Annotated in this window: 26 protein-coding genes; 12 read left to right on the top strand and 14 right to left on the bottom strand. The window is 37.9% G+C overall.

What is annotated here, in order from left to right; translation table 11 throughout:
• Nucleotides 1-34: 34 nt before the first annotated feature.
• The 3 genes from ACFINM_RS01790 to ACFINM_RS01800 form a co-directional block, all read right to left on the bottom strand.
• Nucleotides 35-187, bottom strand: a complete 153-nt coding sequence (locus ACFINM_RS01790) for a DUF1127 domain-containing protein (protein ID WP_273790070.1) — start codon at nucleotides 185-187, stop codon at nucleotides 35-37.
• Nucleotides 188-532: 345 nt separating this feature from the next.
• Entirely contained in the window at nucleotides 533-2,152 is a 1,620-nt protein-coding gene (gene purH / locus ACFINM_RS01795; RefSeq protein ID WP_375620946.1) for a bifunctional phosphoribosylaminoimidazolecarboxamide formyltransferase/IMP cyclohydrolase, read from the bottom strand.
• A 704-nt stretch (nucleotides 2,153-2,856) separates the two neighbouring features.
• On the bottom strand, nucleotides 2,857-3,639 hold the full coding sequence (locus ACFINM_RS01800) for an SURF1 family protein (protein ID WP_375620947.1): 783 nt from the start codon (nucleotides 3,637-3,639) through the stop codon (nucleotides 2,857-2,859).
• A 296-nt stretch (nucleotides 3,640-3,935) separates the two neighbouring features.
• Between ACFINM_RS01800 and rpmB the strand changes: the two genes are divergently transcribed.
• The 4 genes from rpmB to ACFINM_RS01820 all read left to right on the top strand — a co-directional run bounded on the left by rpmB (nucleotide 3,936) and on the right by ACFINM_RS01820 (nucleotide 7,397).
• Complete coding sequence (rpmB, locus tag ACFINM_RS01805; protein WP_375612235.1) at nucleotides 3,936-4,253, top strand: 50S ribosomal protein L28; 318 nt, start codon at nucleotides 3,936-3,938, stop codon at nucleotides 4,251-4,253.
• 146 nt (nucleotides 4,254-4,399) lie between these two features.
• Entirely contained in the window at nucleotides 4,400-5,083 is a 684-nt protein-coding gene (locus ACFINM_RS01810) for a VUT family protein (RefSeq protein WP_375620948.1), read from the top strand.
• A gap of 557 nt (nucleotides 5,084-5,640) precedes the next feature.
• On the top strand, nucleotides 5,641-6,492 hold the full coding sequence (locus ACFINM_RS01815; RefSeq protein WP_375620949.1) for a DNA adenine methylase: 852 nt from the start codon (nucleotides 5,641-5,643) through the stop codon (nucleotides 6,490-6,492).
• 8 nt (nucleotides 6,493-6,500) lie between these two features.
• Nucleotides 6,501-7,397 carry a HaeIII family restriction endonuclease gene (locus ACFINM_RS01820; RefSeq protein WP_375620950.1) on the top strand — a complete coding sequence of 299 codons (897 nt, stop codon included), beginning with the start codon at nucleotides 6,501-6,503 and terminating at the stop codon, nucleotides 7,395-7,397.
• A gap of 49 nt (nucleotides 7,398-7,446) precedes the next feature.
• On the opposite strand, the gene cobT is transcribed toward ACFINM_RS01820, so the two are convergent.
• The 3 genes from cobT to ACFINM_RS01835 form a co-directional block, all read right to left on the bottom strand.
• Entirely contained in the window at nucleotides 7,447-9,342 is a 1,896-nt protein-coding gene (cobT, locus tag ACFINM_RS01825) for a cobaltochelatase subunit CobT (RefSeq protein ID WP_375639967.1), read from the bottom strand.
• A 14-nt stretch (nucleotides 9,343-9,356) separates the two neighbouring features.
• Nucleotides 9,357-10,337 (bottom strand): cobaltochelatase subunit CobS, encoded by a 981-nt coding sequence (gene cobS, locus ACFINM_RS01830; RefSeq protein ID WP_375612717.1) that lies wholly within the window; start codon nucleotides 10,335-10,337, stop codon nucleotides 9,357-9,359.
• 202 nt (nucleotides 10,338-10,539) lie between these two features.
• Entirely contained in the window at nucleotides 10,540-11,160 is a 621-nt protein-coding gene (locus ACFINM_RS01835; protein WP_375612239.1) for a J domain-containing protein, read from the bottom strand.
• A gap of 123 nt (nucleotides 11,161-11,283) precedes the next feature.
• Here ACFINM_RS01835 and ACFINM_RS01840 point away from each other — a divergent pair, with 123 nt between their 5' ends.
• Nucleotides 11,284-11,556 carry a BolA family protein gene (locus ACFINM_RS01840; RefSeq protein ID WP_375612716.1) on the top strand — a complete coding sequence of 91 codons (273 nt, stop codon included), beginning with the start codon at nucleotides 11,284-11,286 and terminating at the stop codon, nucleotides 11,554-11,556.
• An 18-nt stretch (nucleotides 11,557-11,574) separates the two neighbouring features.
• On the opposite strand, the gene ACFINM_RS01845 is transcribed toward ACFINM_RS01840, so the two are convergent.
• On the bottom strand, nucleotides 11,575-12,543 hold the full coding sequence (locus ACFINM_RS01845; protein WP_375639971.1) for a tyrosine recombinase XerC: 969 nt from the start codon (nucleotides 12,541-12,543) through the stop codon (nucleotides 11,575-11,577).
• 3 nt (nucleotides 12,544-12,546) lie between these two features.
• Complete coding sequence (locus ACFINM_RS01850) at nucleotides 12,547-13,368, bottom strand: SapC family protein (protein WP_375620953.1); 822 nt, start codon at nucleotides 13,366-13,368, stop codon at nucleotides 12,547-12,549.
• Nucleotides 13,369-13,500: 132 nt separating this feature from the next.
• Between ACFINM_RS01850 and rimM the strand changes: the two genes are divergently transcribed.
• The 7 genes from rimM to ACFINM_RS01885 all read left to right on the top strand — a co-directional run bounded on the left by rimM (nucleotide 13,501) and on the right by ACFINM_RS01885 (nucleotide 19,637).
• Complete coding sequence (gene rimM / locus ACFINM_RS01855; RefSeq protein ID WP_375639976.1) at nucleotides 13,501-14,058, top strand: ribosome maturation factor RimM; 558 nt, start codon at nucleotides 13,501-13,503, stop codon at nucleotides 14,056-14,058.
• A gap of 284 nt (nucleotides 14,059-14,342) precedes the next feature.
• A complete protein-coding gene (gene trmD / locus ACFINM_RS01860) occupies nucleotides 14,343-15,041 on the top strand; it encodes a tRNA (guanosine(37)-N1)-methyltransferase TrmD (RefSeq protein ID WP_375612244.1) in 699 nt (232 codons plus the stop codon).
• Nucleotides 15,042-15,250: 209 nt separating this feature from the next.
• The gene (gene rplS / locus ACFINM_RS01865) at nucleotides 15,251-15,691 is read left to right on the top strand and encodes a 50S ribosomal protein L19 (protein ID WP_375612245.1); all 441 of its coding nucleotides are present in this window, start codon (nucleotides 15,251-15,253) and stop codon (nucleotides 15,689-15,691) included.
• 494 nt (nucleotides 15,692-16,185) lie between these two features.
• Nucleotides 16,186-16,587: a succinate dehydrogenase, cytochrome b556 subunit gene (gene sdhC / locus ACFINM_RS01870; protein WP_375620954.1), complete on the top strand. Its 402-nt coding sequence runs from the start codon at nucleotides 16,186-16,188 to the stop codon at nucleotides 16,585-16,587.
• A gap of 18 nt (nucleotides 16,588-16,605) precedes the next feature.
• On the top strand, nucleotides 16,606-16,992 hold the full coding sequence (sdhD, locus tag ACFINM_RS01875) for a succinate dehydrogenase, hydrophobic membrane anchor protein (protein WP_375612246.1): 387 nt from the start codon (nucleotides 16,606-16,608) through the stop codon (nucleotides 16,990-16,992).
• Nucleotides 16,993-16,998: 6 nt separating this feature from the next.
• Nucleotides 16,999-18,843, top strand: coding sequence for a succinate dehydrogenase flavoprotein subunit (sdhA, locus tag ACFINM_RS01880; protein ID WP_375620955.1), 1,845 nt, complete (start codon nucleotides 16,999-17,001; stop codon nucleotides 18,841-18,843).
• 14 nt (nucleotides 18,844-18,857) lie between these two features.
• A complete protein-coding gene (locus tag ACFINM_RS01885; RefSeq protein ID WP_005774220.1) occupies nucleotides 18,858-19,637 on the top strand; it encodes a succinate dehydrogenase iron-sulfur subunit in 780 nt (259 codons plus the stop codon).
• A gap of 1,890 nt (nucleotides 19,638-21,527) precedes the next feature.
• Here ACFINM_RS01885 and ACFINM_RS01890 read toward each other — a convergent pair.
• From ACFINM_RS01890 to ACFINM_RS01915, 6 genes are all read right to left on the bottom strand, one after another.
• Entirely contained in the window at nucleotides 21,528-21,803 is a 276-nt protein-coding gene (locus tag ACFINM_RS01890; protein WP_375612248.1) for a hypothetical protein, read from the bottom strand.
• Nucleotides 21,804-22,962: 1,159 nt separating this feature from the next.
• Nucleotides 22,963-24,024 (bottom strand): P-type DNA transfer ATPase VirB11, encoded by a 1,062-nt coding sequence (gene virB11 / locus ACFINM_RS01895; protein WP_375618302.1) that lies wholly within the window; start codon nucleotides 24,022-24,024, stop codon nucleotides 22,963-22,965.
• On the bottom strand, nucleotides 23,999-25,156 hold the full coding sequence (virB10, locus tag ACFINM_RS01900) for a type IV secretion system protein VirB10 (protein WP_375618344.1): 1,158 nt from the start codon (nucleotides 25,154-25,156) through the stop codon (nucleotides 23,999-24,001). Before virB10 ends, virB11 begins: the two co-directional genes overlap by 26 nt.
• Nucleotides 25,156-25,962 carry a P-type conjugative transfer protein VirB9 gene (gene virB9, locus ACFINM_RS01905; protein ID WP_375606008.1) on the bottom strand — a complete coding sequence of 269 codons (807 nt, stop codon included), beginning with the start codon at nucleotides 25,960-25,962 and terminating at the stop codon, nucleotides 25,156-25,158. Before virB9 ends, virB10 begins: the two co-directional genes overlap by 1 nt.
• A 13-nt stretch (nucleotides 25,963-25,975) precedes the next feature.
• Nucleotides 25,976-26,677 carry a virB8 family protein gene (locus ACFINM_RS01910; RefSeq protein ID WP_375606007.1) on the bottom strand — a complete coding sequence of 234 codons (702 nt, stop codon included), beginning with the start codon at nucleotides 26,675-26,677 and terminating at the stop codon, nucleotides 25,976-25,978.
• Nucleotides 26,674-26,817 (bottom strand): TrwH protein, encoded by a 144-nt coding sequence (locus tag ACFINM_RS01915; protein WP_273790050.1) that lies wholly within the window; start codon nucleotides 26,815-26,817, stop codon nucleotides 26,674-26,676. The genes ACFINM_RS01910 and ACFINM_RS01915 overlap by 4 nt, the downstream gene beginning before the upstream one ends.
• Nucleotides 26,818-26,887: the final 70 nt, after the last annotated feature.

Raw genomic sequence — 26,887 nt, forward strand, 5'->3', positions numbered from 1 at the left:
CGTAAAGCATTCTCTCAAATATCTCAAACAACTTTCATAAAGATTTACGCGAATAACGTCGTGCAATTGAATCAATATCACCTCGACAAATCCCAAGATCGCTGAGTTCGTATGTTGAAAGACGACTTAACGCATTAACGGTTCGACGATAACGGCGCCAATTACTATAAAAACGTAGAATATTCATATCCCCTACTCAAACTTTTCATTACACTCTTTAGTTTAAGAATAGAGTATATTACTAAAAAGAGTTGTGTTATAATATCATAGCAGGTATGCATCTAATACAAGGTAATGTCCCTTTAACATTTTTCTCATGCGAAAGGGTAACCATTAAAAACATCAACAAGAACATCTTATCCCTAACCAATGGCTAAATTATGTGCATTTTCTGCGGTGATAAACTTTTTCACGTGTAGCTTCTTTGGATTGAATAACTGCTTCCATTTCAACATTTATCAATAGTCATACGATAATTATGAAAAATTCCTTGAAACATTTGTCTCATACGAAAAGAAAAGCAGCAAAATTATTAATGGCGGAAGTGACGTGTTCCTGTAAAAACCATCGCTAACCCCTGTGCATCAGCAGCGGCGATAACTTCTTCATCACGCATGGAGCCTCCTGGTTGAATAACTGCTGTTGCCCCTGCTTCAGCTGCTGCTAATAAACCATCTGCAAAAGGAAAAAATGCATCTGATGCAACAACAGATCCTTTTGTGAGAGTTTCTGTTAAGCCTGCTCTTTGCGCACTTTCTGCTGCTTTACTTGCAGCAATTTTGGCTGAATCGATGCGGCTCATTTGTCCAGCTCCAATTCCAACTGTTGCACTATTTTTCGCGTACACAATAGCATTTGATTTAACGTGCTTTGCTACACGAAAAGCAAATTGAAGATCACGCATTTCATCTTGAGTTGGGGCCCGCTTTGTCACTACTTGCAATTTAAGATCATCGACTACCACGTTATCACGTGATTGCACTAAAATGCCTCCTGCAAGTGTTTTCGCAAGAAGTCCTCCACAGCGTGGATCAGGAACTCCACCTGTAATGAGCAAACGAAGATTTTTTTTCTTGGCAATAATTTCACGTGCCGCCATTGTGGCATCAGGAGCAATAATCACTTCTGTAAAAATTTTAACAATCTCTTCAGCACATTCCTCATCAAGGGTTTGATTTAAAGCAACAATTCCACCAAATGCCGATACATTATCACACATAAGAGCTTTCAAATAAGCTTCTTTCAAATTTTCTCCTTCCGCAACACCACAAGGATTGGCATGTTTAATAAGAGCGACAGCAGCGGTTTTTTGCGGATCAAATTCTGCCACAAGTTCAAAGGCTGCATCTGTATCATTCAGATTGTTATAAGAAAGCGCTTTGCCTTGTAAAAGTTTTGCTGTTGCAATACCAAAACGTTTTTCATTATTGCGATAAAATGCTGCCTGTTGATGTGGATTTTCTCCATAGCGCATAACACTTTCAAGATGACCAGAAAAACTCTGCCACGATGGAGTTTCAATTTCTAAATCCCTTGCAAACCACGATGCTATTGCCGTATCATAAGCAGCGGTGTGTGCATAAGCGCGCATTGCTAGCTGATGACGCATAGATAAGCTTAAACATCCATTATGCTGCTTTAATTCAGCTAGAATCGAATCATAATCTTTTATCGCTGTTACAACACCGGTATAAGCATAATTTTTTGCCGCGGCGCGAATCATCGCCGGTCCACCGATATCAATATTTTCAAGAATCGTTTGTCCATCAGCTCCCGAAAGGATCGTCTCTTCAAAAGGGTAAAGATTCACCACCAAAAGATCAATTCCATAAATGCTGTTCTTTTCCATAGCTTCCCTATGGCTAGGATCTTCTCTTACCCCCAACAAAGCACCATGAATCAAAGGATGGAGTGTTTTTACACGCCCATCCATTATCTCAGGAAATCCAGTAACTTCAGCAACATCTTTTACGGGTAAACCAGTCGCTATGAGGGTTTTTGCTGTTCCTCCTGTTGAAATTAATTCAACATTGTAAGTGGCGTTAAGAGCTTGTGCAAAAGCAACCACACCCGTTTTATCAGACACAGAAAAGAGAACACGACGAACCCGATGAAGATCAGGTATGGGAAAATTTTTGGCAACAACACCCATAACAGCAGCCTTAAAAATGAAAGAGTTAAAATTCTAGTAAAACAAGCTTATACATTTATAGCATAAGCCTTTAGCAAAATACACTGAAAGGATAAACTGTCTTTTTAGAATATAGGATGATTCACCTTTTTCTATTATCCTGTAAAAACCTCTCATTTGAGGTGTGGTGATAGGTATAAAAGTCTCATTGAGACATTAAATGTTTTTTGTTGCTTATAACTCAATATCTCATCTTCATAGCAGTTTTGAAACAAAAAATGCATCCGTATGTTCTCTGCTATATTAGCCTTTATACTAGATGAAGGCGAAAGTATTGCGTATATGAATTGGAGTAATCTCTGAAATGGGAACCAATCTAATGAAGCAAGGATATAAAATTATAAAGGCAAAAATGAGTGCTCATCTTTCCTATTATTTTTAAATTTGACTTTATGTTTTTCAAAAGCGTTTATGACAATTCTTTTTAAGAGTGAAGATAATGCATTTCTTCACATTTTAGGGCATTACATCTTTTTTAATGAATCAACCCTATTTTATGATGTTTTTTTTAAGAGTGTCGCGTAAATCTTTTGTGGATGGTATAAAGTTCATTGTATGCCTATGATCTTTAATTTAACAAAGGCGCAAGTTGGTAGATTTTATTCTCTTTATCAGTTTTCAAGATTCTAAAAATTTTTGTTACTTGAGATGGAAGAGGTATTTTTTTAGTTTTTTTGCCGTAGCAGAAAAAGAAAACCTCCTAACACACCAGCAGCTAAAATAAACCACGTGATTGCATAAACGAGATGATTATTTCGAAAATGGATAATCGTAAGACCAACGACGGGAAGTTTTGCTTGTGGAGATGTTTTTCTGGCATCAATGAAATAAGGGGCAACAGTGGACAAACCAAGTTTTTGTGCCATAGCGGGGAGATCGCGCGTGTACCATAAATTTTTGTCAGGATTATTTTTACGCGGGAAAAATCCATTTTTTTCACTCATGCGTAATAAACCTATAATCGTTGTTTGTTCTGTGTCTGTGGTAGAATTTTGCTGAGATAAGGCATTTGTATGCGATTGCTCTGTGTTTTGAAAATTGTTACGTTCATCCATGGGGATAAAGCCACGGTTGATAAAGATCAGTGTATTATCAGCAGTTTGTAAGGGAGTCAAAACCCAATAGCCTGTAGTATTTTGAGCGGCAGCAGTGACTAAAATATTTTTATCTGTTAAAAATTTTCCTGTGATAATAACAGGTTGATATTCATATTTTTCAAAAGTAACATCTGACCATTGATTTTTTGGAGGGGCTTTTATGGGGGGCAAATGAATGCGCTGATTGGTACTGGTGATAAGATTTGTTTTCCAGTTTAACCGTTGTACTTGCCATATACCTAATGCACTGAAGAGAAGAAAAAAACAAATACATAAAGTTCCAAATAAAAAAGAAGAAAAACGGCAAGAATTTCCCTGAAGCTTTGTCATGGGGGGGTCTTTTTTGCTCATGATTTGTGCTTCCTTTCGGGACAATAGGCTTTTATTCTAACATGGTATATATTAAAAGAAACATTTTGTACGCTTTTTGGCAGAATTTGCACGCCTTATTGAGGAAAAAGATGAAAAATGAGCCAACAAGAGATGAAAAAGGTTTTATAAAAGACTTGACCTTTTGTTGTCGACCCCCTATTAGAAAGAAACTTCCCAATGATGCCCGTTCAAGGTTGCATTGCGCGTGTTTTGCGTTCATTGTGTCCTTTGGGTATGGGGATTTGAAAGTTTCTTAGAGTTTAAGGGTGAAGTTTATGTCTCGTGCATGTGAATTGACAGGGAAGACGGTTCTGTATGGTAATAATGTTAGCCATGCGAATAATAAGACTCGGCGTCGTTTTTTACCAAATCTTTGCAATGTGACATTGATTTCAGAGGTGTTACAGCAAAGTTATCGCTTGCGTATTTCAGCAAATGCATTGCGTTCTGTTGAGCACCGCGGTGGTCTTGATGGTTTTTTGATTAAAGCAGACGATAAAGAGTTGTCGCAACGTGCGCGTTTGCTAAAACGCCAAATCATTAAGAAAAAAGCTGAGCAAGAAGGTGAGCAAAAGGCTGAACAGGCAGCATAATTGTTAGCGCCATCCTTTTTGGTTTATCAACGCCGCCATTCTTTTTGGTTTATTAACGCTTTGATTTCGGTTTTCTGTTCTAGAAGTTAAGTTTTTTGCAGGTTGATCGTTTCATTTTATTGGTTCCATATCCCAGGTTAAAAAAAATGTCTTCAAGCGGTCTTTTATTAGAACAGCAAAAGAAAAGGTATGTTGTTTTTTCTATTTTTGCAATGTGCCTTGCTGTCACGGCTTCTAATATTTTAGTTCAATATCCTGTCTATTGGTTTGATTTGAATGCGCTGTTGACTTATGGGGCTTTTACCTATCCATTTGCTTTTCTAATCAATGATTTGACCAATCGTTTTTATGGTCCATTTGCTGCGCGGCGTGTGGTTTATGCTGGTTTTTTTACGGGTGTCTTTGTTTCTTGGATATTGGCGACACCACGGCTTGCACTTGCTTCTAGTTTTGCATTTTTATTTGGGCAACTCCTTGATATTGTGGTTTTTACTCCTTTGCGACGTAAAACATGGTGGAAAGCACCTTTAGCAGCAGCGTTGGTTGGTTCAGCTTTGGATACAGTGCTGTTTTTTGCTCTTGCTTTTTCTAGCTCGTTTGCTGTTTTTGATAAGATAACAGGGTATGCAGATAGTTCACTGGTGGAGAGTACTGTTTTGGGAGGGATAGGCATGCCAGTTTGGCTATCGCTTACTTTTGGTGATTTTTCGGTAAAAATTATTATGAGCCTGTTTATGTTGATTCCTTATGGAACAATTCTTAATATTGTAAAGCTTCCTCTTTATCAAAGTCCTTCAAAGGATGATTCTTCTTTTGTTTGTAACAAATAATGGTCTTTGTTCTTTTGTTTTGCTAAATGAAGAGGGGAGGGGAGTTATGTCCTATAAGGGCAGAATTTAAGCGGATTTATAAGAGGTATTTTGATTCTTTTCTCAAGTTGTATTTATCCATACATCATCTATGCTTACGATGTGTAAGGAAATGGTTTTGACTGATTCAGTATGGGATAAGAGCATCTTATCAGCATTAAAAACAGATAATAAAGCTCTTATAAAGGATCAAAAATGTTTTGTTAAGAGTTGTGATGTCTTACTTATGATTATTTGAGCTATAAGAAACTTGGTTCTTATAAAGGAAAAAACATTTCGATATACATTTGGGTAGTATATAAATAGAAAAATAAATACCAATGGTATCAAGTCTTTTTTGACAGTTTTAAAATTTGGTTATACTGATATTTATCATTATTTTAGTAACAAATGTTTGTGCAGATATGTTAATGAATTTACAATTTGTTATAATGCGATCTCTGTAGAATTTGGCAAACGCTTCGAGTGTTTATTTTAGATAATTGTAGGTTAGAAATGCGATACTTGGAGCTGATAGTATGAATAAAATGATAAATCAAACAGATCATACAGAGGCTTTATTTGATAATTTTGTATTAACTTCCTTGAAAAAACAGAGAGAGACTAGGGAGTTGCCTATTGTAAAATCACCTCTTCGTTATCCGGGAGGGAAAAGTCGTGCTGTTCCTATGATTATTAATAACTATATAAGGAAACAGAAAACTTTATGTTCTCCTTTTGTGGGAGGCGGTTCAATTGAATTAACCTTAGCAAAAAGAGGAACAAGGGTTTATGCTTATGATGCTTTTAAGCCGCTTGTTATTTTTTGGCAGATGCTTTTGAAAGATGCTTCAGCTCTTGCAGAAAAAGTGAGAGAATATGAAGATATGACTCCCGTAATGTTTTATAATCTCCAAAAAACTTTTGGGAATATTAAAAATCAATTAGAGATTGCTGCCGTTTTTTTTGTTCTTAATCGTTCTTCTTTTTCCGGAACGACACTTTCTGGTGGTATGTCTCCAGGACATCCCCGATTCAATTATCGTTCTATTGAACGGCTTAAAGATTTTAAGATTGAAAACTTCATAGTGGAACACAGAGATTTTACAGAAAGTATTCCTAAACACTCTAACGATTTTCTTTATTGTGATCCTCCGTACCTTATTAATCAAAAACTTTACGGTCACAAAGGCGATAAACATAATTCTTTTGATCATCAAGCTCTTGCTGAACTTTTGAGAAAGCGTCAAGGATGGGTTTTATCTTATAATGATTGTGTGGAAGTTAGAGAACTTTATAAAGGACATACAATACTTAATCCTGAATGGACTTACGGTATGGGAAACAATAAAAAATCAAATGAACTCGTAATTTTGAGTAAGGATCTTTAGGAAATTGCATGAATCAGGTAGAAAATGGAAAAGCCTTTGAATATGCTTTGGCTATGGGTTTTAAAAAAGCAACAAAGGCTTCTATAGAGTTTAATTCGTCTTTTCAAATAGCGGAGTCTTTTTATAATTTATTTAATGATACTGAAAAAAGGCTTTTAAATCTTGCTTCTATTGAAGCAGCCGTTTTTTTACAGTTACATGATAAAAATATTAGAAACACGAAAACTATTGTTCTTCAGGAAGATTTTGTTGGGATCAAAGGAGATGTCCGTGATATTATTTTAAAAGTTCCTGAAAATCCTATTGGTATTTCTGCAAAACATAATCATAGCGCTATCAAACATCCTCGCCTTTCCAGTAAAATAGATTTTGGTAAAGAATGGACAGGTTATTCTTGTAGCAGCGTTTATTTCAATGAGGTTAGGCCTATTTTTGATTATTTAGCAGAGCTTAGAGATAAGAAGATGTTCTTTAGAGATATAGAGGATAAAGACAGCAGAGTTTATCTTCCAATCCTAGAAGCTTTTTCTAAAGAACTTCAAAGGCTTTGTTTAGATTATCAAGATAAATTTGTGAAGCTATTGTTTCAGTATGTTATAGGTTCTTATGATTTTTATAAGATTATGATAGATACAAGATCTAAACAAAAACGGGTTATTATTCAGTCTTTTAATTTGAATGGCACTCTAGGATATGGTCGTAAATGGAAAATTCCAAGCAAAATTTTATCCGTTGCACTAAAACCAGAAAGTAAAAACAAACTCATTATAATTTTTGAAGATGGTTGGAGCATTTCTTTTAGGATTCATAATGCATCCAGTAAAGTAGAAGCTTCCTTAAAGTTCGATATTCAATTTGTGGGATTATCTTCTCAGGTTGTTAGTCATCAAATTCCGATGGTTTAATGATAGAGATAATTTTTTAAAATGTAATCGTTGCTGATTCAAGGCAGGTTTATTTCTTATGAATATGAGTTCTTTTATCACTAAAAAGTATTTCTAATTGTTTTGTTATGGCGTCGGCGAGTTCTTCAGCATTCATAATTGTTACAGCACGTTGATAATAACGTGTGACGTCATGACCAATTCCAATGGCAATGAGTTCGATAGGGGAGTGTGTTTGGATTTCTTGAATCACTGCGCGTAAGTGTTTTTCTAAATAATTGCTGGAGTTGACCGATAGTGTCGAATCGTCAACAGGAGCACCATCAGAAATGACCATGAGGATGCGACGTTGTTCACGCCGTGATAAAAGGCGTTGATGAGCCCAAATCAAAGCTTCTCCGTCGATATTTTCTTTTAATAATCCTTCTTGCATCATCAAACCTAAATTGCGTCGTGCGCGACGCCATGGGGTATCAGCACTTTTATAGATGATATGGCATAAATCATTGAGGCGTCCAGGATTATGGAGTTTGTTTTGGGTAAGCCATTGTTCGCGCGATTTTCCCCCTTTCCAAGTTTTGGTGGTAAAACCTAAAATTTCAACTTTGACACCACAACGCTCAAGAGTTTGTGCCAAAATATCAGCACAACTTGCAGCAACGCTAATGGGGCGTCCGCGCATTGAGCCAGAATTATCAATGAGGAGTGAAACAACTGTGTCCCGAAATTGGGTGTTGCTTTCCATTTTAAAAGAAAGGGGTTGCATGGGGTCAATAATTAGACGTGGAAGCCGTGTTGTATCAAGATATCCTTCTTCAAGGTCAAAGTTCCAGTTGCGATTTTGTTGCGCCATCAAGCGGCGCTGGAGACGGTTTGCTAAACGTCCAACGATGTTTTGGAGATGATTGATTTGCTTATCAAGATAACGGCGTAAGTGATCTAACTCGTTTTCAGAACAAAAATCTGTTGCTTCCAAAATTTCATCAAATTGACGGGTGAAGATTTTATAATTGCCAAGTCTTTCCATTTGTTCCGAATCAGAAAAAAGGTGTTTGGGTTTGCTCGGCTTTTCTTGCCAAGGTCCATTTTTTTGTTCGCCGTCAGCTTGATCATTGTTGTTTGATTGTGTCGCTTGTGTTTTTCCATCATCTTGCACATCACTTTCTTGTTCAGTGCTGGTTTTTTCTTCACTTTGAGCGTGTTTTTTGTTTTTACTCTCTTCTTCTGCTTGGTCTTGAGGTTCACACGCATTTTTTAATTTTTTATTGTTTTCACTGTTAGAAGCTTCAGCTTGTTGCACTGTCATTTTGAGTGTAACAAGCATTTGGCGAACAATCTGTGCAAAAGCCTTTTGGTTGTAAATATGTTGTGGGAGTTCATTGAGTTGTGATGCTGCTTTTTGTTCGAGTTCTTTACGCCACAATTCTAAGACAGAACCCGCTTCTCTTGGAGCTGCGCGCTTTGTTATTTTTTCACGCAATAAAAGTGCAATCGCTTCTTGGATGGGGGCTTCACTTTGGTTGCTAATTTTATGATAATGGGCTCTTTTGTATTTATCGGCGAGCATGACATCAAGATTTTTTGCAAGTCCCTCCATGGCTAAAGTACCAATTGCTTCAACACGTGTTTGTTCGAGGACTTCAAAGATAGCACGCGCTTCTGATTCTAGTGGAGCAAATTGCATGTGAATGCGGTTGTCATGCCATGCTTTGCGCAGAGCCATGGAATCACCTAATCCGCGGGTAATGGTGATGTCTTTATTCGTTGCGTATTGAGGTAATTCTGGTAAACGCGCACAACTTTCGCTTAAAGATGGTCGATTATGACTAAAGGAAACTTCAAGGTTGTTTGTGCCTGCAATTGCACGCATACAGGTGGAAAGTGCTTTTTTAAAAGCTTCAGTATTAAGAGTGTTGTTTGAAGAGTCTTTTGCCGGATTTTTGTTGTCGCCAATATCGGTAGCCATGAGTGATAGATTCCTTAAGGCGAAACACCATGAATGAGTGATTCGGGAAGCTCTTGTCCAAAGGCGCGTTGATAAAATTCTGCAACAGTGGCACGTTCGAGTTCATCACATTTATTGAGAAAGGTTAATCGGAAGGCAAAGCCGACATCTTGAAAAATTGTTGTATTTTCTGCCCAAGTAATGACGGTACGTGGACTCATGACAGTTGAAAGATCTCCATTGATAAAAGATTGGCGTACCATATCAGCAACATGAACCATTTGTGAAATTGTCTTTTTTCCCTCAGCCGTTTGAAAAGATTTGACCTTTGAACAAATGATATTAACCTCTTTATCATGGGGTAAATAATTGAGTATCGTAACAATAGACCAGCGGTCCATTTGAGCTTGATTGATCTGTTGGGTACCATGATAGAGACCGGTTGTATCACCAAGACCAATGGTGTTTGCTGTTGCAAAAAGACGAAATGCTGGGTGTGGAGAGATGACACGGCTTTGATCAAGTAAGCTTAGTTTTCCAGAGGTTTCAAGAACGCGTTGGATGACAAACATAACATCGGGACGCCCCGCATCATATTCGTCGAAAACAAGAGCAATATTATTTTGATAAGCCCATGGCAAAATGCCCTCTTTAAATTCAGTGATTTGTAAGCCATCTTTTAAAACGATAGCATCTTTTCCTACAAGATCGATACGACTTACATGACTATCGAGATTAATGCGAAGACAAGGCCAGTTAAGACGTGCAGCAACTTGTTCAATATGCGTTGATTTCCCTGTACCGTGATAGCCAGAAACCATTACACGGCGGTTAAAGGTAAAACCTGCGAGAATCGCTAAAGTTGTTTGCTGATCAAAAAGATAATCAGGATCGATATCAGGAACATGGGGACTTTTTGTGCTAAAAGCAGGGACTTTCAGATCTGTTTCAATATGAAATAGATCGCGAGCACAAAGTGTAATATCGGGCAAATTTTCAACGGTAAGATTTGTCATTATGTTTCTGGAAGGGAGAGGACGCTATTTATTCATTAGAAACGATACAAGAGTTAAAGTATTTATGCAATGCTCTATAATGAGAGCCTTAGATATTGAAGAAAGATTTTTTTACGTATTCTATAATGTTTTGCAAAAAAAGTAACATTTTGCGCAAATAATGATGGTCTAAATGAAAATAGACTCATATAAGCGCATGTTTTCAGCACAAACCAGACTTTTTTAGCAAATTGTAAGCATGTAAAACATCACGAAAGCGCTCTTCTGAAGCACGATTACCACCATTGGAATCAGGATGGTGCTTTTTTACCAACTCTTTATATTTCATTTTGATGTCTTCTGCTGAAGCGTTTGCCTGTAGTCCCAGTGTATCAAAAGCTTTTGCTTCTAAGGGCTTTAATTTTCGTGAGAACTTATTGTTTGAATGCTGCCCAGTAAAAAGCGTGAAGGGATCGCGCATGCGATTTTGATAGGCAGCTGTTCCAGAGCGAATCTTTGCATAATTCGCGGCTGTTTTTTTCGATGTACCATTGCTCAGATCTGTAGGCCATGTCGGACGATGTCCTGTGAGAGCATCCTTTTGAAATTTTGCGATATCTTTATTGCTAAGACCAGAGAAGTAATTAAAATTTTTATTGTAGGCGCGTACGTGTTCAATACAAAAATATAAATATTGTCCTTCGTGATTTCGACCTGCTGGTGCTTTATGGGACCCTGTTTTTTCACAACCTTCCCACTGACACTGTTGTGCTTCTGGCTCAGCTTTTTGTTTTTTATTTGAGCTTATGCGAATTGAATCGAATAATTTAGATGTTATTGTCATATTATTGGTTTATGCAAAATTGATTAATTTTACAAGAATTGACTTTTGAAAAATTTGTTTTCACACTTATTCTATTATGAAAAAGGTTATTTTTGCACGTTCATTTTGTTTGAGGAATGAAAAATGTTTATAGAAACAATAATTCAGAGAAAGCTTCAGGATGCTTTTCATCCGCAAAAGCTTGAAGTGATTAACGAAAGTCATCTTCATGAGGGGCATCCTCATAATGAACATGCTTTTGATGGTAAAGGAGAAACACATTTTCGAGTGAAAATTTTATCTTCTTCTTTTTCTAATATGACACGCGTAGAAATACATCGAGCGATTTATAAAGTTTTACAAGAAGAGTTAGCTACTTGTGTTCATGCTTTGGCACTTGAGGTTGAAACACTCTAATTTTTTGATGAGACGTTTTTAGGAACGGGGATGGGCCTTTTGATAGATTTTTAACAAATGGTCTGTATCGACGTGGGTATAGATTTGTGTGGTGGAAAGACTAGCGTGCCCAAGAAGTTCTTGAATCGTGCGCAAATCTCCCCCCCGTGATAAAAGATGGGTGGCAAAAGAATGGCGCAGTGTATGAGGCGTTGCAGTTTCTGGTAAACCAAGGCTTGTTCGTAAGTTGCGTACAGTTTTCTGAATAATGGCGGGCTGTAGGGGACCGCCTCGCGCCCCACGAAATATGGGTTGGTTATCCAATAAAGGATATGGGCAACATTTGAGATAATTTTGTACAGCTTCGTAAACAATTTTGATGAGAGGAACAAGGCGTGTTTTGCCGCCTTTTCCTGTTATAAATAAACTTGTTTTTTCAGGATCAGAAAATTGTTCTGGTGTGAGGCTTAAGGCTTCTGATATTCGCATTCCACAGCCATAAAGAAGCATGAGGACAGCAGCATTACGCGCGGTAATCCAAGGTTCATTTTCCAGTTGATTTTCTTGTTTGACTATGTGAAGTGCTGATTTTATCGCTAAAGGTTTTGGGAGCAATTTGGGGTGTTTGGGGCTTCGGATAAGTTGAGCTGCGGGAACATTGACGATTCCTTCACGTGATAAGTATTTGAAAAAAGAACGGATGCCTGCTACTCCGCGGCTTAAAGAGCGAGCACTTACATTGTTTGTACGCCGATAAGCAAGATAAGCACGCAAGTCACTGATGCGTAAATGAGCAAGATCTGTAAGGGTTGGTGTATGGCTTAAGTGTTGACAGAGAAAAGACAAAAATTGCCGCGTATCACGTTCATAGGCTTGCACTGTTTGTGCTGACATACGACGTGTTTGGGTAAGACACTCTAACCAATTTTTCCTTGCGTTTAAAATTGCATGGTCTGCTGGAATGAGAGGAATGTTTTCATCTTTTCTCTTGTCGTTTTTGATAGGCATTATCTAGTTGAGAGTTTCTTTCTTTTTAGATTTTTCATCGTTAGAATGACCATTCTTGTTTTGGGGTTGCTCTTCACGATTGATAAGTTGCTTTTCACCTTTGAGAGAGAGTATTTTCACAAGATTGTGTGTTGACATCAAATGCGCAAAAATTAATCCTAAAAAGCCATTTTTATGAAGTTTGGCAAGTTGGCTTGCTGATAATTTATTCAATTTTTCTTCATCAACAACCCAAAAATGTTCCAATTGCGCTGAGAGACCTTTATCGTTTTTCACATTGATGGATTTTTGGCTTAGAAGATCCATTTCTACAAGAGCATCAATAAACTCAGAGGTTTTCTCCATAGCGATTTTAAAACTTTCAAGAAAGCGAATACGTTCTTCCATAAAAGGAGAAATAGAGCCATCGGAATTAAAAAGTTCTGTTCCTGCAACTTCATTAAACATACCGGACTGTTGATCAAAGCAGACAGAAAGTTCTTTTTCATTGCTAATTTGTGCCAAAACAAAAGGATAGCGACGGACAAAAGCTGGAACATAAGTATTGTTTTTCCAACTTTTATCAGAAGCGATATAGTCATTTTCGTCATTAGAAAGACCGACAAGAGCTGCGGATGTGTAGTGCCGTTTTTTTTGTTCATCTTCAGCGCACATAAATAAAATAGGATAGTCTAGTGCTGCTTGAAAATATTCAGTACTTGCTAAAGGAACCCAATGAGTATCCTTGGCAAAAGACATATCACTTGGAGGAGCAAATTTTAGATTTTTATGGGAAATTTTGTTGATTGGTGTGATATCTTTGTAAAATAGCATAATATTTGCCATAAGACTTTCTCCTTTATTAATTTGTTTTTTGTTACCAAGAAAGGTCTTTTAGAAGATTGTCTCATATGGCAACAAGATTGAATAGAAAACTATAAGATTGAAGGGTTCATTTTTGAGAGATAATATTTTTGCATGAAGTATAATAAAGAAAAGCTTAAAAATAAAGTCTATCTTGCCATTATTGGTATGCCTCATGGTATAAAAGGAGATGTTTTTGTTAAAATTCTAAGTGCTGAGCCACAGCGTTTCAAGTGTTACAGCACTCTTTATGATGATATGGGGCGTTCTTATGAAATTGTAACTCTTCGCATACAAAAAAATAAGGCGATTGTACGTTTTAAAGGGGTAGAAAATCGTAATGCGGCTGAGTCTTTAAAAGGTATTCGCCTTTATGTGACGCGTGATCAATTAATTGATGATTTGATGGAGGATGAGTTTTATCAAGTCGATTTAATAGGCTTGTGTGTCCAAGATTGTGGGGGGAAAATCTTAGGTGAAGTGTGTGGTTTTTTTAATTTCGGGGCTGGTGATTTGCTTGAAATACGTTTGAATACAGGTAAAAGAGTTCTTATTCCCTTTAGTAAGGCGGCGGTACCAGAAATTTGTATGGATTCTGGTTTTCTTGTTGTTGATCCCATGGCCGCTGGTTTAATTGATGGGGGAGACAATGATAAAAAGGAAATAGCTTGAATCTAAAAATAAAGATGAAGGTAAAAAACAACAGATGAATTTCGTCAATAAAAAGTGGAATGTGTGAAAATATTAAAAATGCTCTTTTGAGCAGATATTGTAAGCACTTTATCTCGAAATAGTCCTGAATTTTTAGAGTCTTTTTTAGTGCAAGTATTTAGAAGGATCGTATTGAATATGGCGCAGATCAAGAAGACTCAGATTAACGCTATAGCGTTAAAAGTCTTGTTTGTGCTATTTTTGCTATTAAGAGTCTGTTTAAGAAAATAAGGATAAGAAATAAAATGAAATTTCAGGCGCGCGTTTTAACCCTTTATCCTGAAATGTTTCCTGGTTTTTTAGGGTATTCTTTAGCAGGGCAAGCTTTAGAGCGTGGAATTTGGTCACTGGAGACGGTACAGATTAGGGATTTTGCTTTAGACAAACACCATAGCGTTGATGATAAACCTGCTGGTGGGGGAGCTGGTATGGTAATGCGGGCGGATGTATTGGCGGCTGCTCTTGATTGCTGTCCACAGGATTCGCCAAGATTGTTGATGAGTCCACGTGGACGCCCTTTTGACCAAGCTTACGCGCATAGCTTGGCTCGTGATACGGGTGTAACGTTAGTTTGTGGACGTTTTGAAGGGGTTGATGAGCGAGTCATAGAAGCACGAGAATTAGAAGAAGTTTCTATTGGTGATTATATTCTTTCAGGGGGTGAAACAGCTGCATTGGTTATCTTAGATGCTATTATACGTCTTCTGCCTGGAGTGATGGGGAATGCAGCTTCTGCAAGGTGTGAAAGTTTTGAAAATGACTTGCTGGAACATCCGCAATATACCCGCCCTTCTCTTTTCGAAGGGCGGGGTATTCCGCCTGTATTGCTCTCAGGTCATCACAAAGCGATCGCAGATTGGCGTCAAAGCCAAGCCGAATTGTTAACACGTCAACGTCGCCCTGATCTTTATGCACGTTATAATAAAAATCATCAGAAAACTTGATTCATATGATAAGGTGGTGTATTGCATGGCTCTCTTTTTAGAGAGTTTTTTATAAAAGGTTTTCTGTAGTTCCAAAATTAAAATGAAGGAATGGTGTATTCGCTCCTGTGTAAGACATAGCCTAAAGAGCTCCTTATTCTTAATAAAGGCTTTTTTGGTAAGAGTTGAGCGCTCTGACTGTTCGATAAAGAACATGAAGGATAAAAGAAATGAATATTATCGCACAGCTTGAAGCTGAACAATGTGCAAAAATTGAAGAAAAGCGCCAATTTCCAGCATTTCAGCCAGGAGATACAGTCCGTGTTATGGTGCGTGTGACAGAAGGTACACGGACGCGTGTTCAGGCTTATGAAGGTGTCTGTATTGCGCGTTCAGGCGGTGGGTTGAATGAGACCTTTACAGTACGCAAGATTTCTTATGGTGAAGGGGTGGAGAGGGTATTTCCTGTTTATTCTCCTTTGATTGAAGGTGTTGAGCTGGTGCGCCGTGGTAAAGTGCGCCGTGCAAAACTCTATTATCTACGTGGCTTGAGAGGTAAAGCTGCACGTATCGCTGAAAAGAGAGATTATCGGAAAAAAGCTGAAAAGGTTGTTGAGAAAGTAGAAGCAGCATCTGTCAGCACAGATGTTGAAAAGCAAGTTTCTGAGTAAAGATTATATCGGCTAAACTTTATGCAAAAGCGGCTTTTATGCCGCTTATTTGTGTCTTTCTTGATTCGTTTTGCCTTTTAAAAGGCTTGGAGTGGACATAAAAATGTTCAATCTATCAATTTTTCCTCTTTTTATTCTTAATTATGGGTGCAGTTTAAGAGACTATTGCATATATCGTGAATACTCAAAAGGATAAGTTTAATCTGAAAAAATGTCTGTTTATATTTGGAAACGATTTTAGACCTTTGACGTGAAGATAAAAGTGTATTAGATTAAGGCGAGTTTTGCGGATCATATCCAGGGAGTAATCGGTTTTTTTATGCGTGACCTTTAATCCGTTATTTGAGACAACCGACCTGTAATATCGGTATCTTGAGATGCCAAACAAGTAAAAACGAGAGAGTATGTTTAGTCGTTTTGCGCGACTTTCTCGTTCATTGCGGTTGCAAAAACCAGGTCAGGATATTTTATGATAAACCAGGTCAGGATATTTTATGATAGAGACAACTAGGATAAAAGAGCGCCCTCGTTCCCCTCATATAAGTATTTATCGTTGGACAATTACTATGGCCATGTCCATTGCACACCGAATTACGGGTATGGCGCTTTATGTTGGAACGGTTTTTCTTGCTGTTTGGTTAATTGCTATTGCGTGTGGCGAGGAGACATTTAAAACAGTTTACGAAATTTATAGTTCTTGGTTTGGATTGTGTATTTTGTTTCTTTATACTTTGGCAGGGGTTCATCACATGGTTGGTGGTGTTCGCCACATTGTTTGGGATCTGAAGCCTTGCCTTTTGGCAAAAGAAAAGGCAACAGTCACTGCTTGGGCGACAGTGTTTATTTCTCTTATTGTTACTTTTGCGATTTGGATTATTGGATATACCGTTGTTTAGCTGGGGGTGAAAAGAGACATGAAAAAAGATTTTCGAACGGAACTTGGAAAAGTACGGGGGCGTGGCAGTGCTCATGAAGGAACAGAGCATTTTTGGCTAGAACGTTTGACGGGGTTTATCAATCTACCACTTTTGATATTTTTTATTGTTCTTATTCTTTCGCTTGTGGGCAAGGATTATAGTATTGTGCGTGCAAGACTTGCACATCCTATTGTTGCTATTTTGATGGGATTGATGACTTTTTCGGTCCTTTATCATATGAAACTTGGTATGCAGGTGGTGATTGAAGATTATATTCCACGTGAAGGTTTTCGGATATTCTTTTTGACGTTAAATATTTTATTTTGTTTTCTCATAGGTGGTATCATTATTTTTTCTCTTTTGAAAATTGCATTAGGGGGTTAAACAAGTATGGCGGGTACAGGATCATCTCTGGGTGCTAAAGCAGGTAACGCCCCTTATCGCACTGTGGATCATAAATTTGATGTTGTTGTTGTTGGGGCAGGTGGTGCAGGATTACGTGCGACACTGGGTATGGCAGAACAAGGATTAAAGACAGCTTGTATTACGAAGGTTTTTCCAACGCGCTCACATACGGTTGCAGCACAAGGGGGAATTGCTGCATCGCTTTCAAATATGGGACCTGACAATTGGCAGTGGCATTTATATGATACCGTGAAAGGTTCTGATTGGTTGGGCGATACCGATGCAATGGAATATTTGGTGCGTAATGCTCCTGCTGCTGTGTATGAATTAGAACATTATGGCGTTCCTTTTTCGCGAACGCAAGAAGGCAAAATTTATCAGCGTCCTTTTGGTGGACATACGACACAATTTGGTGAAGGTCCACCTGTTCAGCGTACTTGCGCAGCAGCTGACCGTACAGGCCATGCCATTTTGCATACGCTTTATGGACAAAGCTTAAAGCATAATGCGCAATTTTTTATTGAATATTTTGCACTCGATCTCATCATGACGGATGGGGTTTGTACGGGGGTTGTGGCATGGAATCTCGATGATGGTACAATACATCGTTTTTCTGCCAAAATGGTTGTTCTTGCAACCGGTGGTTATGGACGCGCTTATTTTTCTGCGACATCGGCGCATACCTGTACGGGTGATGGTGGTGGAATGATCGCACGTGCTGGATTGCCACTTCAGGATATGGAGTTTGTGCAATTCCATCCGACAGGGATTTACGGTTCTGGCTGCTTAATTACAGAAGGAGCTCGTGGTGAAGGAGGCTATTTAATCAATTCTGAAGGTGAACGCTTTATGGAGCGCTATGCACCTTCCTTTAAGGATTTGGCTTCACGTGATTTGGTTTCACGTTGTATCACACTTGAAATTCGTGAAGGACGTGGCGTTGGACCTAAGAAGGACCATATTCATTTGGTTCTCAATCATATTGATCCTGCAATCTTGCATGAGCGGTTACCAGGGATTTCAGAATCAGCACGGATATTTGCAGGGGTGGATGTAACAAAAGAGCCTATCCCCATCTTGCCAACGGTTCATTATAATATGGGTGGGATTCCTACCAATTACTACGGGGAAGTTCTCAATCCAACGGCTGATTCGCCTGATCGTATTCAACCAGGGCTGATGGCGGTAGGAGAAGCAGGATGTGCTTCTGTTCATGGTGCTAACCGCTTGGGGTCAAATTCATTAATTGATCTTGTGGTGTTTGGTCGTGCTGCTGCCATTCGCGCGGGTGAAGTTATTGATCGGAATGCAGAAATTCCACCCATCAATGAAGAAGCTGTTGACGAAATTATAGCGCGTTTTGATCGTTTACGTTTTGCACAAGGGGCAATACCAACAGCTGTATTGCGTGAAAAAATGCAACGCACGATGCAAGAAGACGCAGCAGTCTTCCGTACAGAAGATTCTTTGAAACAGGGATGTCAACGGATGAATAAAATCTGGGGGGAATTGTCGGATCTCAAAGTCACAGATCGTTCTCTGATATGGAATTCTGATTTGGTTGAAACATTAGAGCTTGAAAATCTTATGGCGAATGCAATCATGACTGTTCATTCTGCCGAAGCACGTTCAGAAAGCCGTGGCGCTCACGCTCGTGAAGATTATCCAGAGCGTGATGATAAAAACTGGCGTAAACATACGATTTCACATTTGTCAAAAGAGGGTAAGGTGACATTATCATATCGACCTGTCCATGTGGACCCGTTAACATCTGAAGCTGATGGTGGGATCGATTTAAAGCGCATTGCACCTAAAAAACGGGTTTATTAAGGGGAGAATAAAATATGGTACAAATTAAGCTTCCCAAAAATTCTCAAGTAAAACCGGGAAAGGTTTGGCCTAAACCTGAAGGTGCTACAAAGCTGACGGAATTTCACGTGTATCGTTGGTCGCCTGATGATGAGGAAAATCCTCATTTAGATACTTATTATGTGGATCGTTCTGCTTGTGGTCCTATGATTCTTGATGGGCTTTTGTTTATTAAAAACCATATTGATCCAACTTTGACACTTCGTCGATCATGCCGTGAAGGCATCTGTGGTTCATGTGCGATGAATATTGATGGAACCAATACATTAGCTTGTACCAAAGGGATGGATGATGTAAAACATCCCATTAAGGTCTATCCGTTGCCTTCCATGCCGGTTGTTAAAGATTTGGTTCCTGATTTAAAGCGTTTTTATGCACAACACCGAGTCATTGAGCCTTGGTTGCAAACAGTTTCTCCTGAACCTGCAAAAGAATGGTTACAAAGTCACTCCGATCGCCAAAAAATCGATGGCCTTTATGAATGTATTTTGTGTGCGTGTTGTCAGACTTCATGTCCAAGTTATTGGTGGAACGGTGATCGTTATTTGGGGCCCGCTGTTTTGCTTCAAGCTTATCGCTGGATTGCGGATTCACGTGATGAGATGTGTGGTGAACGTCTTGATAATTTAGAAGATCCTTTCCGCCTTTATCGTTGCCATACGATTATGAATTGTGCGCAAACTTGTCCAAAGGGATTAAATCCAGCGAAAGCAATTGCTGAAATTAAAAAACTCATGGTTGAACGCCGCCTCTGAAAATTTACTGATTGATCAAAATAAAGCGCAAGGTGGAAAATTGTATCTCCTTTTAGCAATTAAATCTCTAAAAGAAGATCGGCTGCTTATGGGGGCGCAGTAGCTATAATCATTCTAAAAGTGAAGTAATCCCTAAAAATTTAAGCAATCCTTGTAGAAGCAATCCTTGCAATGGCTGAGCAGAAAACTCATAGTTGAATATTATCTTTGAAAATTGACCGATTAACGAACAGTAAAAAGAAAAATAGAAAATTGTGCGTGTTTTTGTGCCTCTTTGAGGTTTAATATCTAAAAATTTATTGGCTTCTATGAGGCGGTTAGTATAGTTATTATTGCCTTTAAAAGGCATTAGTCTTTCGAGTAAACTATACTTTAAATAGCGTTCTATGTAAAAACAATAAAATCAATATGCCATGTGTTTTTATTTTTATTAAATTCGCATCATAATTTATAATTTGATGCAGATTCAAGTAATCATTTTTTATAAAAAATGATTACTCTTTATAAATAGAGCACAAAAAATAAATGCTGATACAAATATTATAACGCATGTAAATTATCTAAATGAAATACAAAGGAGTGATCATTATGACAATTCGTCATTTTACGACACATTTATTGTAATATCGAAAACATTGCTAATATTCAAGGATTAGGAATTTTTGATAATATCATTATATATATATAAAGGTCATATTTTTTGTTTTAAAGATTGGATTGTTAATCGCATTAAAAAGCAAAATTTATAGTTCTTAAAAAATGGAGAACGTAAAATCCCTCTCTATTGTAGAGATAGATATATAGTTAAGGGGGTAGTAATTTAAAAATATTGTAACATCATAGATTTAAATTCACTAAAGAGCAAATAAGACGTTTTTAAAAAATATCAAATTTATAGTTTTTTCTAAAAATTTAGAAAACACTAGTGAGAATTCTAAGAACACGTGTTGCGAATGTGGAATAGGGATGTTTATAGGTTCGTTTGAGTTGAATGAATTCAATCATCAAAGAAAACATGTTGTATTTTTATGAGTTTCGTGGGTTTTTATTTTATATGTTTTTATCTATAAAAAATAGAGATTTCTAGGTTTAGGTCTTATTTATAATGTTAGGGGATTTCATTTTTTCTTGTATATATGCTGAAGAAAGTTATTTAAGCGGTAAAAGTGTTTTTTATTTTATTTTTTAGCATAAAGATATTTCTTAACATGAAAAAGAGGTGTCCAAGTATTAACGGTATAATCAGCCATTGTTTTGGTATTTATTCTGTTGTGCTGTAAAACACTATCTTATTTAGGATGTGGTAATTAGAGTGGTTAGAAGGTGAAATCTGCTAGGTGAGGGGGCGGATTGTTTGCAGATCAGTGGCGTGTTAAGAGGCTTCGTCCTTTGAGGTGTGATAGGTGGAGTCTGTTAGCCAATTACGTAAACTAGAGCGAAATCTACGTGGACAGGTTTTTAACCTAACCTCTCTTATATATTGTGATAGGAAATTCACCTTAATAAGGACTACGACCGGTTACAGAAAACAGAAATCATTGCGAAAAAACAAGCGTGCTTGTTTTAAAATTTTTAATATTTGTGATCATAGTGACATGCGAAATCTCCTGTAGTATCACGCAGACCGTTCGTATTCTCGAGCCAAGAGTTGTCCATATATCCTCTTCAATCTGATCTTCACGAATTGATGCAAGAGATGGGTACGAACACCTGTAAGAATAAGCAGACGCAAAGCCAGTTGTATCATTATTGTTGCTTTGCAGAGTGTTTGATAAAAATCTGGAACATTTCTCCAATTCATTGCCGGTTTATTAATGACTTTATGGCGTTGTTTTTCTAAAAGAGCTTTTGCTGTTGCAGCTTTTACTTATCAAATGGGAGTTAAGAGTATTATGTATCTCTGTTGGCGTAATCTTTGAAAGTTGCTATACAGCCGCCTAATTTGAGGAGAATATGAAGCTGTAAAGGTGCAAACCAGTTTCCATTTTTAGCATCATTTTTTAATTCTGCTTTACGACTTTCAAAAGCATCTAGAGTAATGTCTTTTAAATAATAGAGATTACGCATTGCTTCACGCTTTTGTTTCTCTCGTTCTTTAATAAGATCAAAACCCTTATGTAAAACAGAACGCCCCGAGCCAAATACACTTTGCTTGTCAATTTGCAAGCTTGTTTTTAAGAAACCTTTCTTTAAGGTGCCTAAGCTTATTTCACTACAGAGCTCGTGGATGGTATAATGGTAAAGCCCCGATGAATAATATAAAATTTATAGAGCATCTCCATTTTTACACTTCATAAAAGAGCAAGTTGGGCGCCATTAGACACTTTGCAAACTCCCAATGTTGTGACAATTTTTGGCATTTTGGATGGTTTATAAAAGGCATTTTTAGTGCTTTTTTGTACAGTTTCATTCTATACGGCTTTATTTACTTATAATGTGCAAGAGACATGGTTTTGGTTAATAAACAGCTTTGAAATGAGAGAATCCTACGGTACTAAGATCTCTTATCCAACACGCAAAATAATGAACACTCTTTATAAGACAATGTGATGCATCTTAAGAAGAGTGATTGTAGATCTGTTCTTTTAGGAATTTTTGCTTTTTGTGGTGCAGAGAAGAGAGCAGGAATATTCAAAGTAGAGCTTACCTTATGGAATCTATGGATATCGTCTTTAGGAGAGGGACATAAGCCACGTGATATGGTTAGCAAAGCTTGCTTAAGAGAAATTTGGTTGTTTACGAACAATTGGAGGTTAAGAATCTTTCTTCGTCCGAAGAAGACGTCTATATACCACTATACTTTTTATTACCAAATAGAATGTAGTTTATGGATGCTAAATCGAAATGATAATTTATTTCGTATGAGGTTTTCCGTATTTGGAGATTGTTTGGTTAAAAAACATATTTATTAATCACTTGAAAATAGCGCTTAGAATTTTTAAACGATAAGTTTTGGTCTTGATGACGATAATTATTTGTGATGATCGAAAGTACCTATTTTACGAAGCTTTCATTGATAGGCGAATCAAAATTTATTCTTTTCTTTTGTTTAAATATTTATTTTGCAGCTATTTTTTCTTTTTTGCATCAAAGATACTTTTTCAAAAGGTAAATGGAAAGAATGATCAAAGGCAAGAGAATAAAGAGAGCCTTATGTATAATTTGGTTTTCTCGTAGAGTTGTTGTCTATTAACTTTTTTCTTCATGAAGAGTGTAGAAAATCCATCGGAGAAGCAAAGAGAATAGGAAAAGTTAAATAAATAGCCGTAACAATTAGTTACGACTATTTTTGTTTGCTTCATATTACCGAGAGAGGAAGCTCCCCTTAAGCGATTTTTGATTTAGCAAAAATCGGGTCGTAAAAGACTTCAGAGAGTTTTCTATCTTTAAAGAACAACACTACGTCAACTGTTGTATAGAGAACGATTTTTATCATTTCTAACTCGAGTTGCCGGCCAATTTCTGATCTTTTAATCAAGGTGGCACATCGCTCAAATGTCTGCAAAGCGCTGTTAGCATGCGTTGTTGTAATCGATCCGGGATGACCAGTGTTGAGCGAATTGAGATATTCCCATGCTTCATTGCCTCGCAATTCAGCGAGAAAAATTCTGTCAGGCGACTGACGCATACACGCATCTAGGCATTCTTCAGCTGAAACACGACCTACATTGTTACCATAAATCATATGTACATGATTGGGATGATTGGGTAGAAAAAGCTCATGAACATCTTCAATTGTGATAATACGCTCCTCTACAGGGACCTTTTCAATTAAAGAGCGAGCAAATGTTGTTTTACCAGATCCTGTTTTGCCTGCAATAATAATGTTGCGTTTGTGAAGGACGCATTCTTCCAAAAATTCAAGAATTTTTCCCTCACGTTTACTTTGTAAGAGTTGAACTTCAAATGGTTCCAACCGTGTGAAGTCCTGCCTCGATAACAAGTTATTGGCTTCTTTTGCTGAAGGCTTATTAAAACTTACATCAGAAAAATCGTCAAATGCCCCTTCTTCTTTGAGTTCTTCTAACGTTTTAACTATGAGAGAATGTTTACGAATTACAAAGGAAAGAGCACCATCAACAACAGCTGGTGTTTGTATAATTGTACCACGTTGTCCACCAGGCAAGAGCACATAATTAATACTTCTGGGAGCCATACCGTTATAAACGATAATAGCTGTAATAAGCGTTTGCAAAAAAGTGGTTGTTAACTCTGGTACGCTATGTACTTGCCAACCCTTAAAGCTTTTCGTCCATACTTCACAGGGGCGGCAAATCGATAATTCAGTGATCGTGGGATCTTCTAAAAAACAATCAAGCGGTTGCAGAAGCTGAAAAACTGCTTGATCTTTTTGTATCGGGTTAACGTGTGACGAGACTGTAGACATCGCTGAAATCCAGATCACGAGCAACAAAAATATTTACTCGTTCGCCTTGGTTTTTGTAAAGTGTTGGTGTGATATTGATGGAATTTTGAAGAACATCGATTGCTATAGATTCAGCATTCTGAGCTCCTTTATTTTGTGAGTTATCTTTATTTTCTTTGCTGCTTTTACCAACTTTTCCTCTTACCCATTCTCCTAAATCACCGATAATGCTTACCATAATTGCACTACCAAATCGTTCCCAAAAATGTCTGTCAACCCAGCCACCAATACCCGCTTCACCCAGAGGACCTGTGCCTGGTGAGTCAAGATTGACAACAACACCAGAAGGCGTTTCAATGCGTAACCATTGCACAAACACGCGCGTTTGTCCTTGTTGTATGCCACTTTGGTAAAAACCAACGACTTTAGAACCACGGTCAAGCAAAACAACACGTCCACTCGTGGAATAAATATCGCGTGTTAAATGACACGTCGTCATTCCGGGTTGTGATGTAATGATTTTTGTTTCTAACGTACAATCTATTTGCGTTCCTTGTGTAATCAAAAAGTCACGGTTACGAAGTTGCATCGCATGTGATTGACCTAAACGCACAGGCTGAAGGTTATCAAATAATACGCCATTACCTCTATCATTATTCGATGCTTTATTATTTGTATCTGTAGATCCTTCGCTACCACCGTTGTTAAGGCTAGAACTGAGCATACGTTTGCGTGCTAATTCTTCAGAATCTTGGAGCATATGTGGAGGAATGGCTGTTTGAAGAAGCTTACTCAAGGCCGGTGGAATATCCAAGTTTGAATCTTCTATTTGTGTTGATTTTTCTGCTTCTTCTACAATCTTTGGCTCTTCTATAATCCGAGGGACATAGTTTGGTATAATTTGCTGTACTATTTGTTGTGGTTTTTCTTCCTCAACCTCCACGGTATTACGCATTTTAAAAGCTTTCCAAGTCAAGGCAATTGGTATCGCTACTATGACAATAAGTCCTACCATTAACAATGCACGGGTACCTGGAATTGTCGGACGACGTTCAGAACCTAGTTCGGATCCTCCATAGGCACCTTCAATGTGTTTTTGCTCGACGTTGTCCAGTTTTGTACCTTTTCCCTCTCCTTCCTTATTGTCAAACATCATTTTCCTCCTTTATTGATACGATAAACCACCGAAGATACTGTCCCTGTTGTGTTTGGTACGCCATTGGGGTCATAGGCTTCATTAAAAACAGCTAGAGCGCGTTTACCAAGCCGTATGAGCCATTTAGGATTGACCTTATGAACGGCGATAATATCATTAGAACTGCCGATAACGGTGCGTGGTATTAAGCTTTCATTGCCTTCAGCATCTACGACATAAATCGATGGCATATCCATGTTAGCGGGAAATTTGAAGTAAGTAATACGCCCATTGTCCCAAGCATTTATCGGAGCAATATCTTGGTGACCGCTCATGGTATAACTGAGATTATAACCGTTGACGCTTTGGTGAAAACCACGTTCAATCGCAAGGCGTCGATTGTTTTCTTCTGACTTTTCATCGTTTGAATCGGGATAATGGAAAGCCAATTCATATGTTGATCCCGCACGGTCATTCCGAAATTGTAGTCGGAATTTATAACTCCGTTTGTCGGTTACAACGATGAGATTGGTATTGGCAAGTTCTGCTTTTGGTTTAATAAAAATATGCCGCCCTTTATGAGCAAAGGCATAGGCTTCAGAATCGCCAAAGGCATGAGTTATGTACTGCTCACCTTCTTCAAGAATAATATGTGTTGCCACACCAAGAACTGTTTCAATTTGAACCACATCGGCTTCGTTATATGTTATATAGCGAATGCGGTGATCATATTGTGAATTTGATGGACTTTTGAGCGCCTGCACAGGTACCGTATAAAGAGAAGAAAACGAAGACAATAGAACAACGAACGCAAGTTTTTTCATAACAATCAATTCCTTAATCATTCAACAGTATTTCTGGGTCAGAACGGTAACTTGTTACTTGAAAACCAAGGGGGTTAAGCAATCGATCAGATGATTTCATGGGTGCACCAACATAGGTGTAACCAATTGTTGCAATTTGGTGCTGTTTTGGTCCAGTAGCAGCACCGTTGCTGTCAAGTTGCTGAGTCGTAAAACGTACAGTTGCTTGACCTAGTCCATTAGGCTGGATTGATCGTACTTTAACTGTAATACGTGCTTTGTTGGAAAGCACTTTGTCCCGTGCATTTTCTCCATCATAGATTTTATAATATTCTTGTTGAACAGATGCCGCACTTAAAAGTGCTGTTGTGTCATAGTTCAGTTGAATAGTATCGTAGTCGTAAGTTTCGCGGTTAAGCACATATTGATTTAGCCAATATCTATCTACAACTTCACCATAGCTTTCTTCGTGTTCACGCATGATTGAGATAACATCAACTGCACCCGTCGTATTATCAACGCGCAATACTAAGGGAGTTGGAGCTGGTTGAGAAAATCCAACAACTCCACATATCATACCGAATAAGCCAAAAAGACCCACAGTACTCGCAACACGCCATGCCGTTCTGCGCGACCTTATAAATTCATTGATAAGATCACGTTCTAAGCCACGGCTTTCTTCATAATAACTTCTAAGTTGTTCGGCTTTCACTGGTTTTGCTTGTTTTGTTTTCATCTGTCTCCTCGCTTGATTTCGGCAGGGATTGTTTTATTAATAGGCACGCGGTTCCTATCATTGGGCTGTTTTAGCTTTGGTGCTAATGCACAAGCCGATAAAAGGTTTGCAATCAAAATTATAAGTATGATCGACTTCATTTTAACATGACTCTTTTTACTGTTATACACATTCTGATATTTGTTGTCATTATTATAATTTTGACACCAA

It is taken from the genome of Bartonella sp. AA168HLJHH, from assembly GCF_042197365.1.
In the GTDB taxonomy this organism is placed as follows: domain Bacteria; phylum Pseudomonadota; class Alphaproteobacteria; order Rhizobiales; family Rhizobiaceae; genus Bartonella.

What these genes read in the sequence shown, in the direction of transcription:
- ACFINM_RS01790 (WP_273790070.1), bottom strand. Translation starts at nt 187, where the DNA reads ATGAATATTCTACGTTTTTATAGTAATTGGCGCCGTTATCGTCGAACC.
- purH (WP_375620946.1), bottom strand. Translation starts at nt 2,152, where the DNA reads ATGGGTGTTGTTGCCAAAAATTTTCCCATACCTGATCTTCATCGGGTT.
- ACFINM_RS01800 (WP_375620947.1), bottom strand. Translation starts at nt 3,639, where the DNA reads ATGAGCAAAAAAGACCCCCCCATGACAAAGCTTCAGGGAAATTCTTGC.
- rpmB (WP_375612235.1), top strand. Translation starts at nt 3,936, where the DNA reads ATGTCTCGTGCATGTGAATTGACAGGGAAGACGGTTCTGTATGGTAAT.
- ACFINM_RS01810 (WP_375620948.1), top strand. Translation starts at nt 4,400, where the DNA reads ATGTCTTCAAGCGGTCTTTTATTAGAACAGCAAAAGAAAAGGTATGTT.
- ACFINM_RS01815 (WP_375620949.1), top strand. Translation starts at nt 5,641, where the DNA reads ATGAATAAAATGATAAATCAAACAGATCATACAGAGGCTTTATTTGAT.
- ACFINM_RS01820 (WP_375620950.1), top strand. Translation starts at nt 6,501, where the DNA reads ATGAATCAGGTAGAAAATGGAAAAGCCTTTGAATATGCTTTGGCTATG.
- cobT (WP_375639967.1), bottom strand. Translation starts at nt 9,342, where the DNA reads ATGGCTACCGATATTGGCGACAACAAAAATCCGGCAAAAGACTCTTCA.
- cobS (WP_375612717.1), bottom strand. Translation starts at nt 10,337, where the DNA reads ATGACAAATCTTACCGTTGAAAATTTGCCCGATATTACACTTTGTGCT.
- ACFINM_RS01835 (WP_375612239.1), bottom strand. Translation starts at nt 11,160, where the DNA reads ATGACAATAACATCTAAATTATTCGATTCAATTCGCATAAGCTCAAAT.
- ACFINM_RS01840 (WP_375612716.1), top strand. Translation starts at nt 11,284, where the DNA reads ATGTTTATAGAAACAATAATTCAGAGAAAGCTTCAGGATGCTTTTCAT.
- ACFINM_RS01845 (WP_375639971.1), bottom strand. Translation starts at nt 12,543, where the DNA reads ATGCCTATCAAAAACGACAAGAGAAAAGATGAAAACATTCCTCTCATT.
- ACFINM_RS01850 (WP_375620953.1), bottom strand. Translation starts at nt 13,368, where the DNA reads ATGGCAAATATTATGCTATTTTACAAAGATATCACACCAATCAACAAA.
- rimM (WP_375639976.1), top strand. Translation starts at nt 13,501, where the DNA reads ATGAAGTATAATAAAGAAAAGCTTAAAAATAAAGTCTATCTTGCCATT.
- trmD (WP_375612244.1), top strand. Translation starts at nt 14,343, where the DNA reads ATGAAATTTCAGGCGCGCGTTTTAACCCTTTATCCTGAAATGTTTCCT.
- rplS (WP_375612245.1), top strand. Translation starts at nt 15,251, where the DNA reads ATGAATATTATCGCACAGCTTGAAGCTGAACAATGTGCAAAAATTGAA.
- sdhC (WP_375620954.1), top strand. Translation starts at nt 16,186, where the DNA reads ATGATAGAGACAACTAGGATAAAAGAGCGCCCTCGTTCCCCTCATATA.
- sdhD (WP_375612246.1), top strand. Translation starts at nt 16,606, where the DNA reads ATGAAAAAAGATTTTCGAACGGAACTTGGAAAAGTACGGGGGCGTGGC.
- sdhA (WP_375620955.1), top strand. Translation starts at nt 16,999, where the DNA reads ATGGCGGGTACAGGATCATCTCTGGGTGCTAAAGCAGGTAACGCCCCT.
- ACFINM_RS01885 (WP_005774220.1), top strand. Translation starts at nt 18,858, where the DNA reads ATGGTACAAATTAAGCTTCCCAAAAATTCTCAAGTAAAACCGGGAAAG.
- virB11 (WP_375618302.1), bottom strand. Translation starts at nt 24,024, where the DNA reads ATGTCTACAGTCTCGTCACACGTTAACCCGATACAAAAAGATCAAGCA.
- virB10 (WP_375618344.1), bottom strand. Translation starts at nt 25,156, where the DNA reads ATGTTTGACAATAAGGAAGGAGAGGGAAAAGGTACAAAACTGGACAAC.
- virB9 (WP_375606008.1), bottom strand. Translation starts at nt 25,962, where the DNA reads ATGAAAAAACTTGCGTTCGTTGTTCTATTGTCTTCGTTTTCTTCTCTT.
- ACFINM_RS01910 (WP_375606007.1), bottom strand. Translation starts at nt 26,677, where the DNA reads ATGAAAACAAAACAAGCAAAACCAGTGAAAGCCGAACAACTTAGAAGT.
- ACFINM_RS01915 (WP_273790050.1), bottom strand. Translation starts at nt 26,817, where the DNA reads ATGAAGTCGATCATACTTATAATTTTGATTGCAAACCTTTTATCGGCT.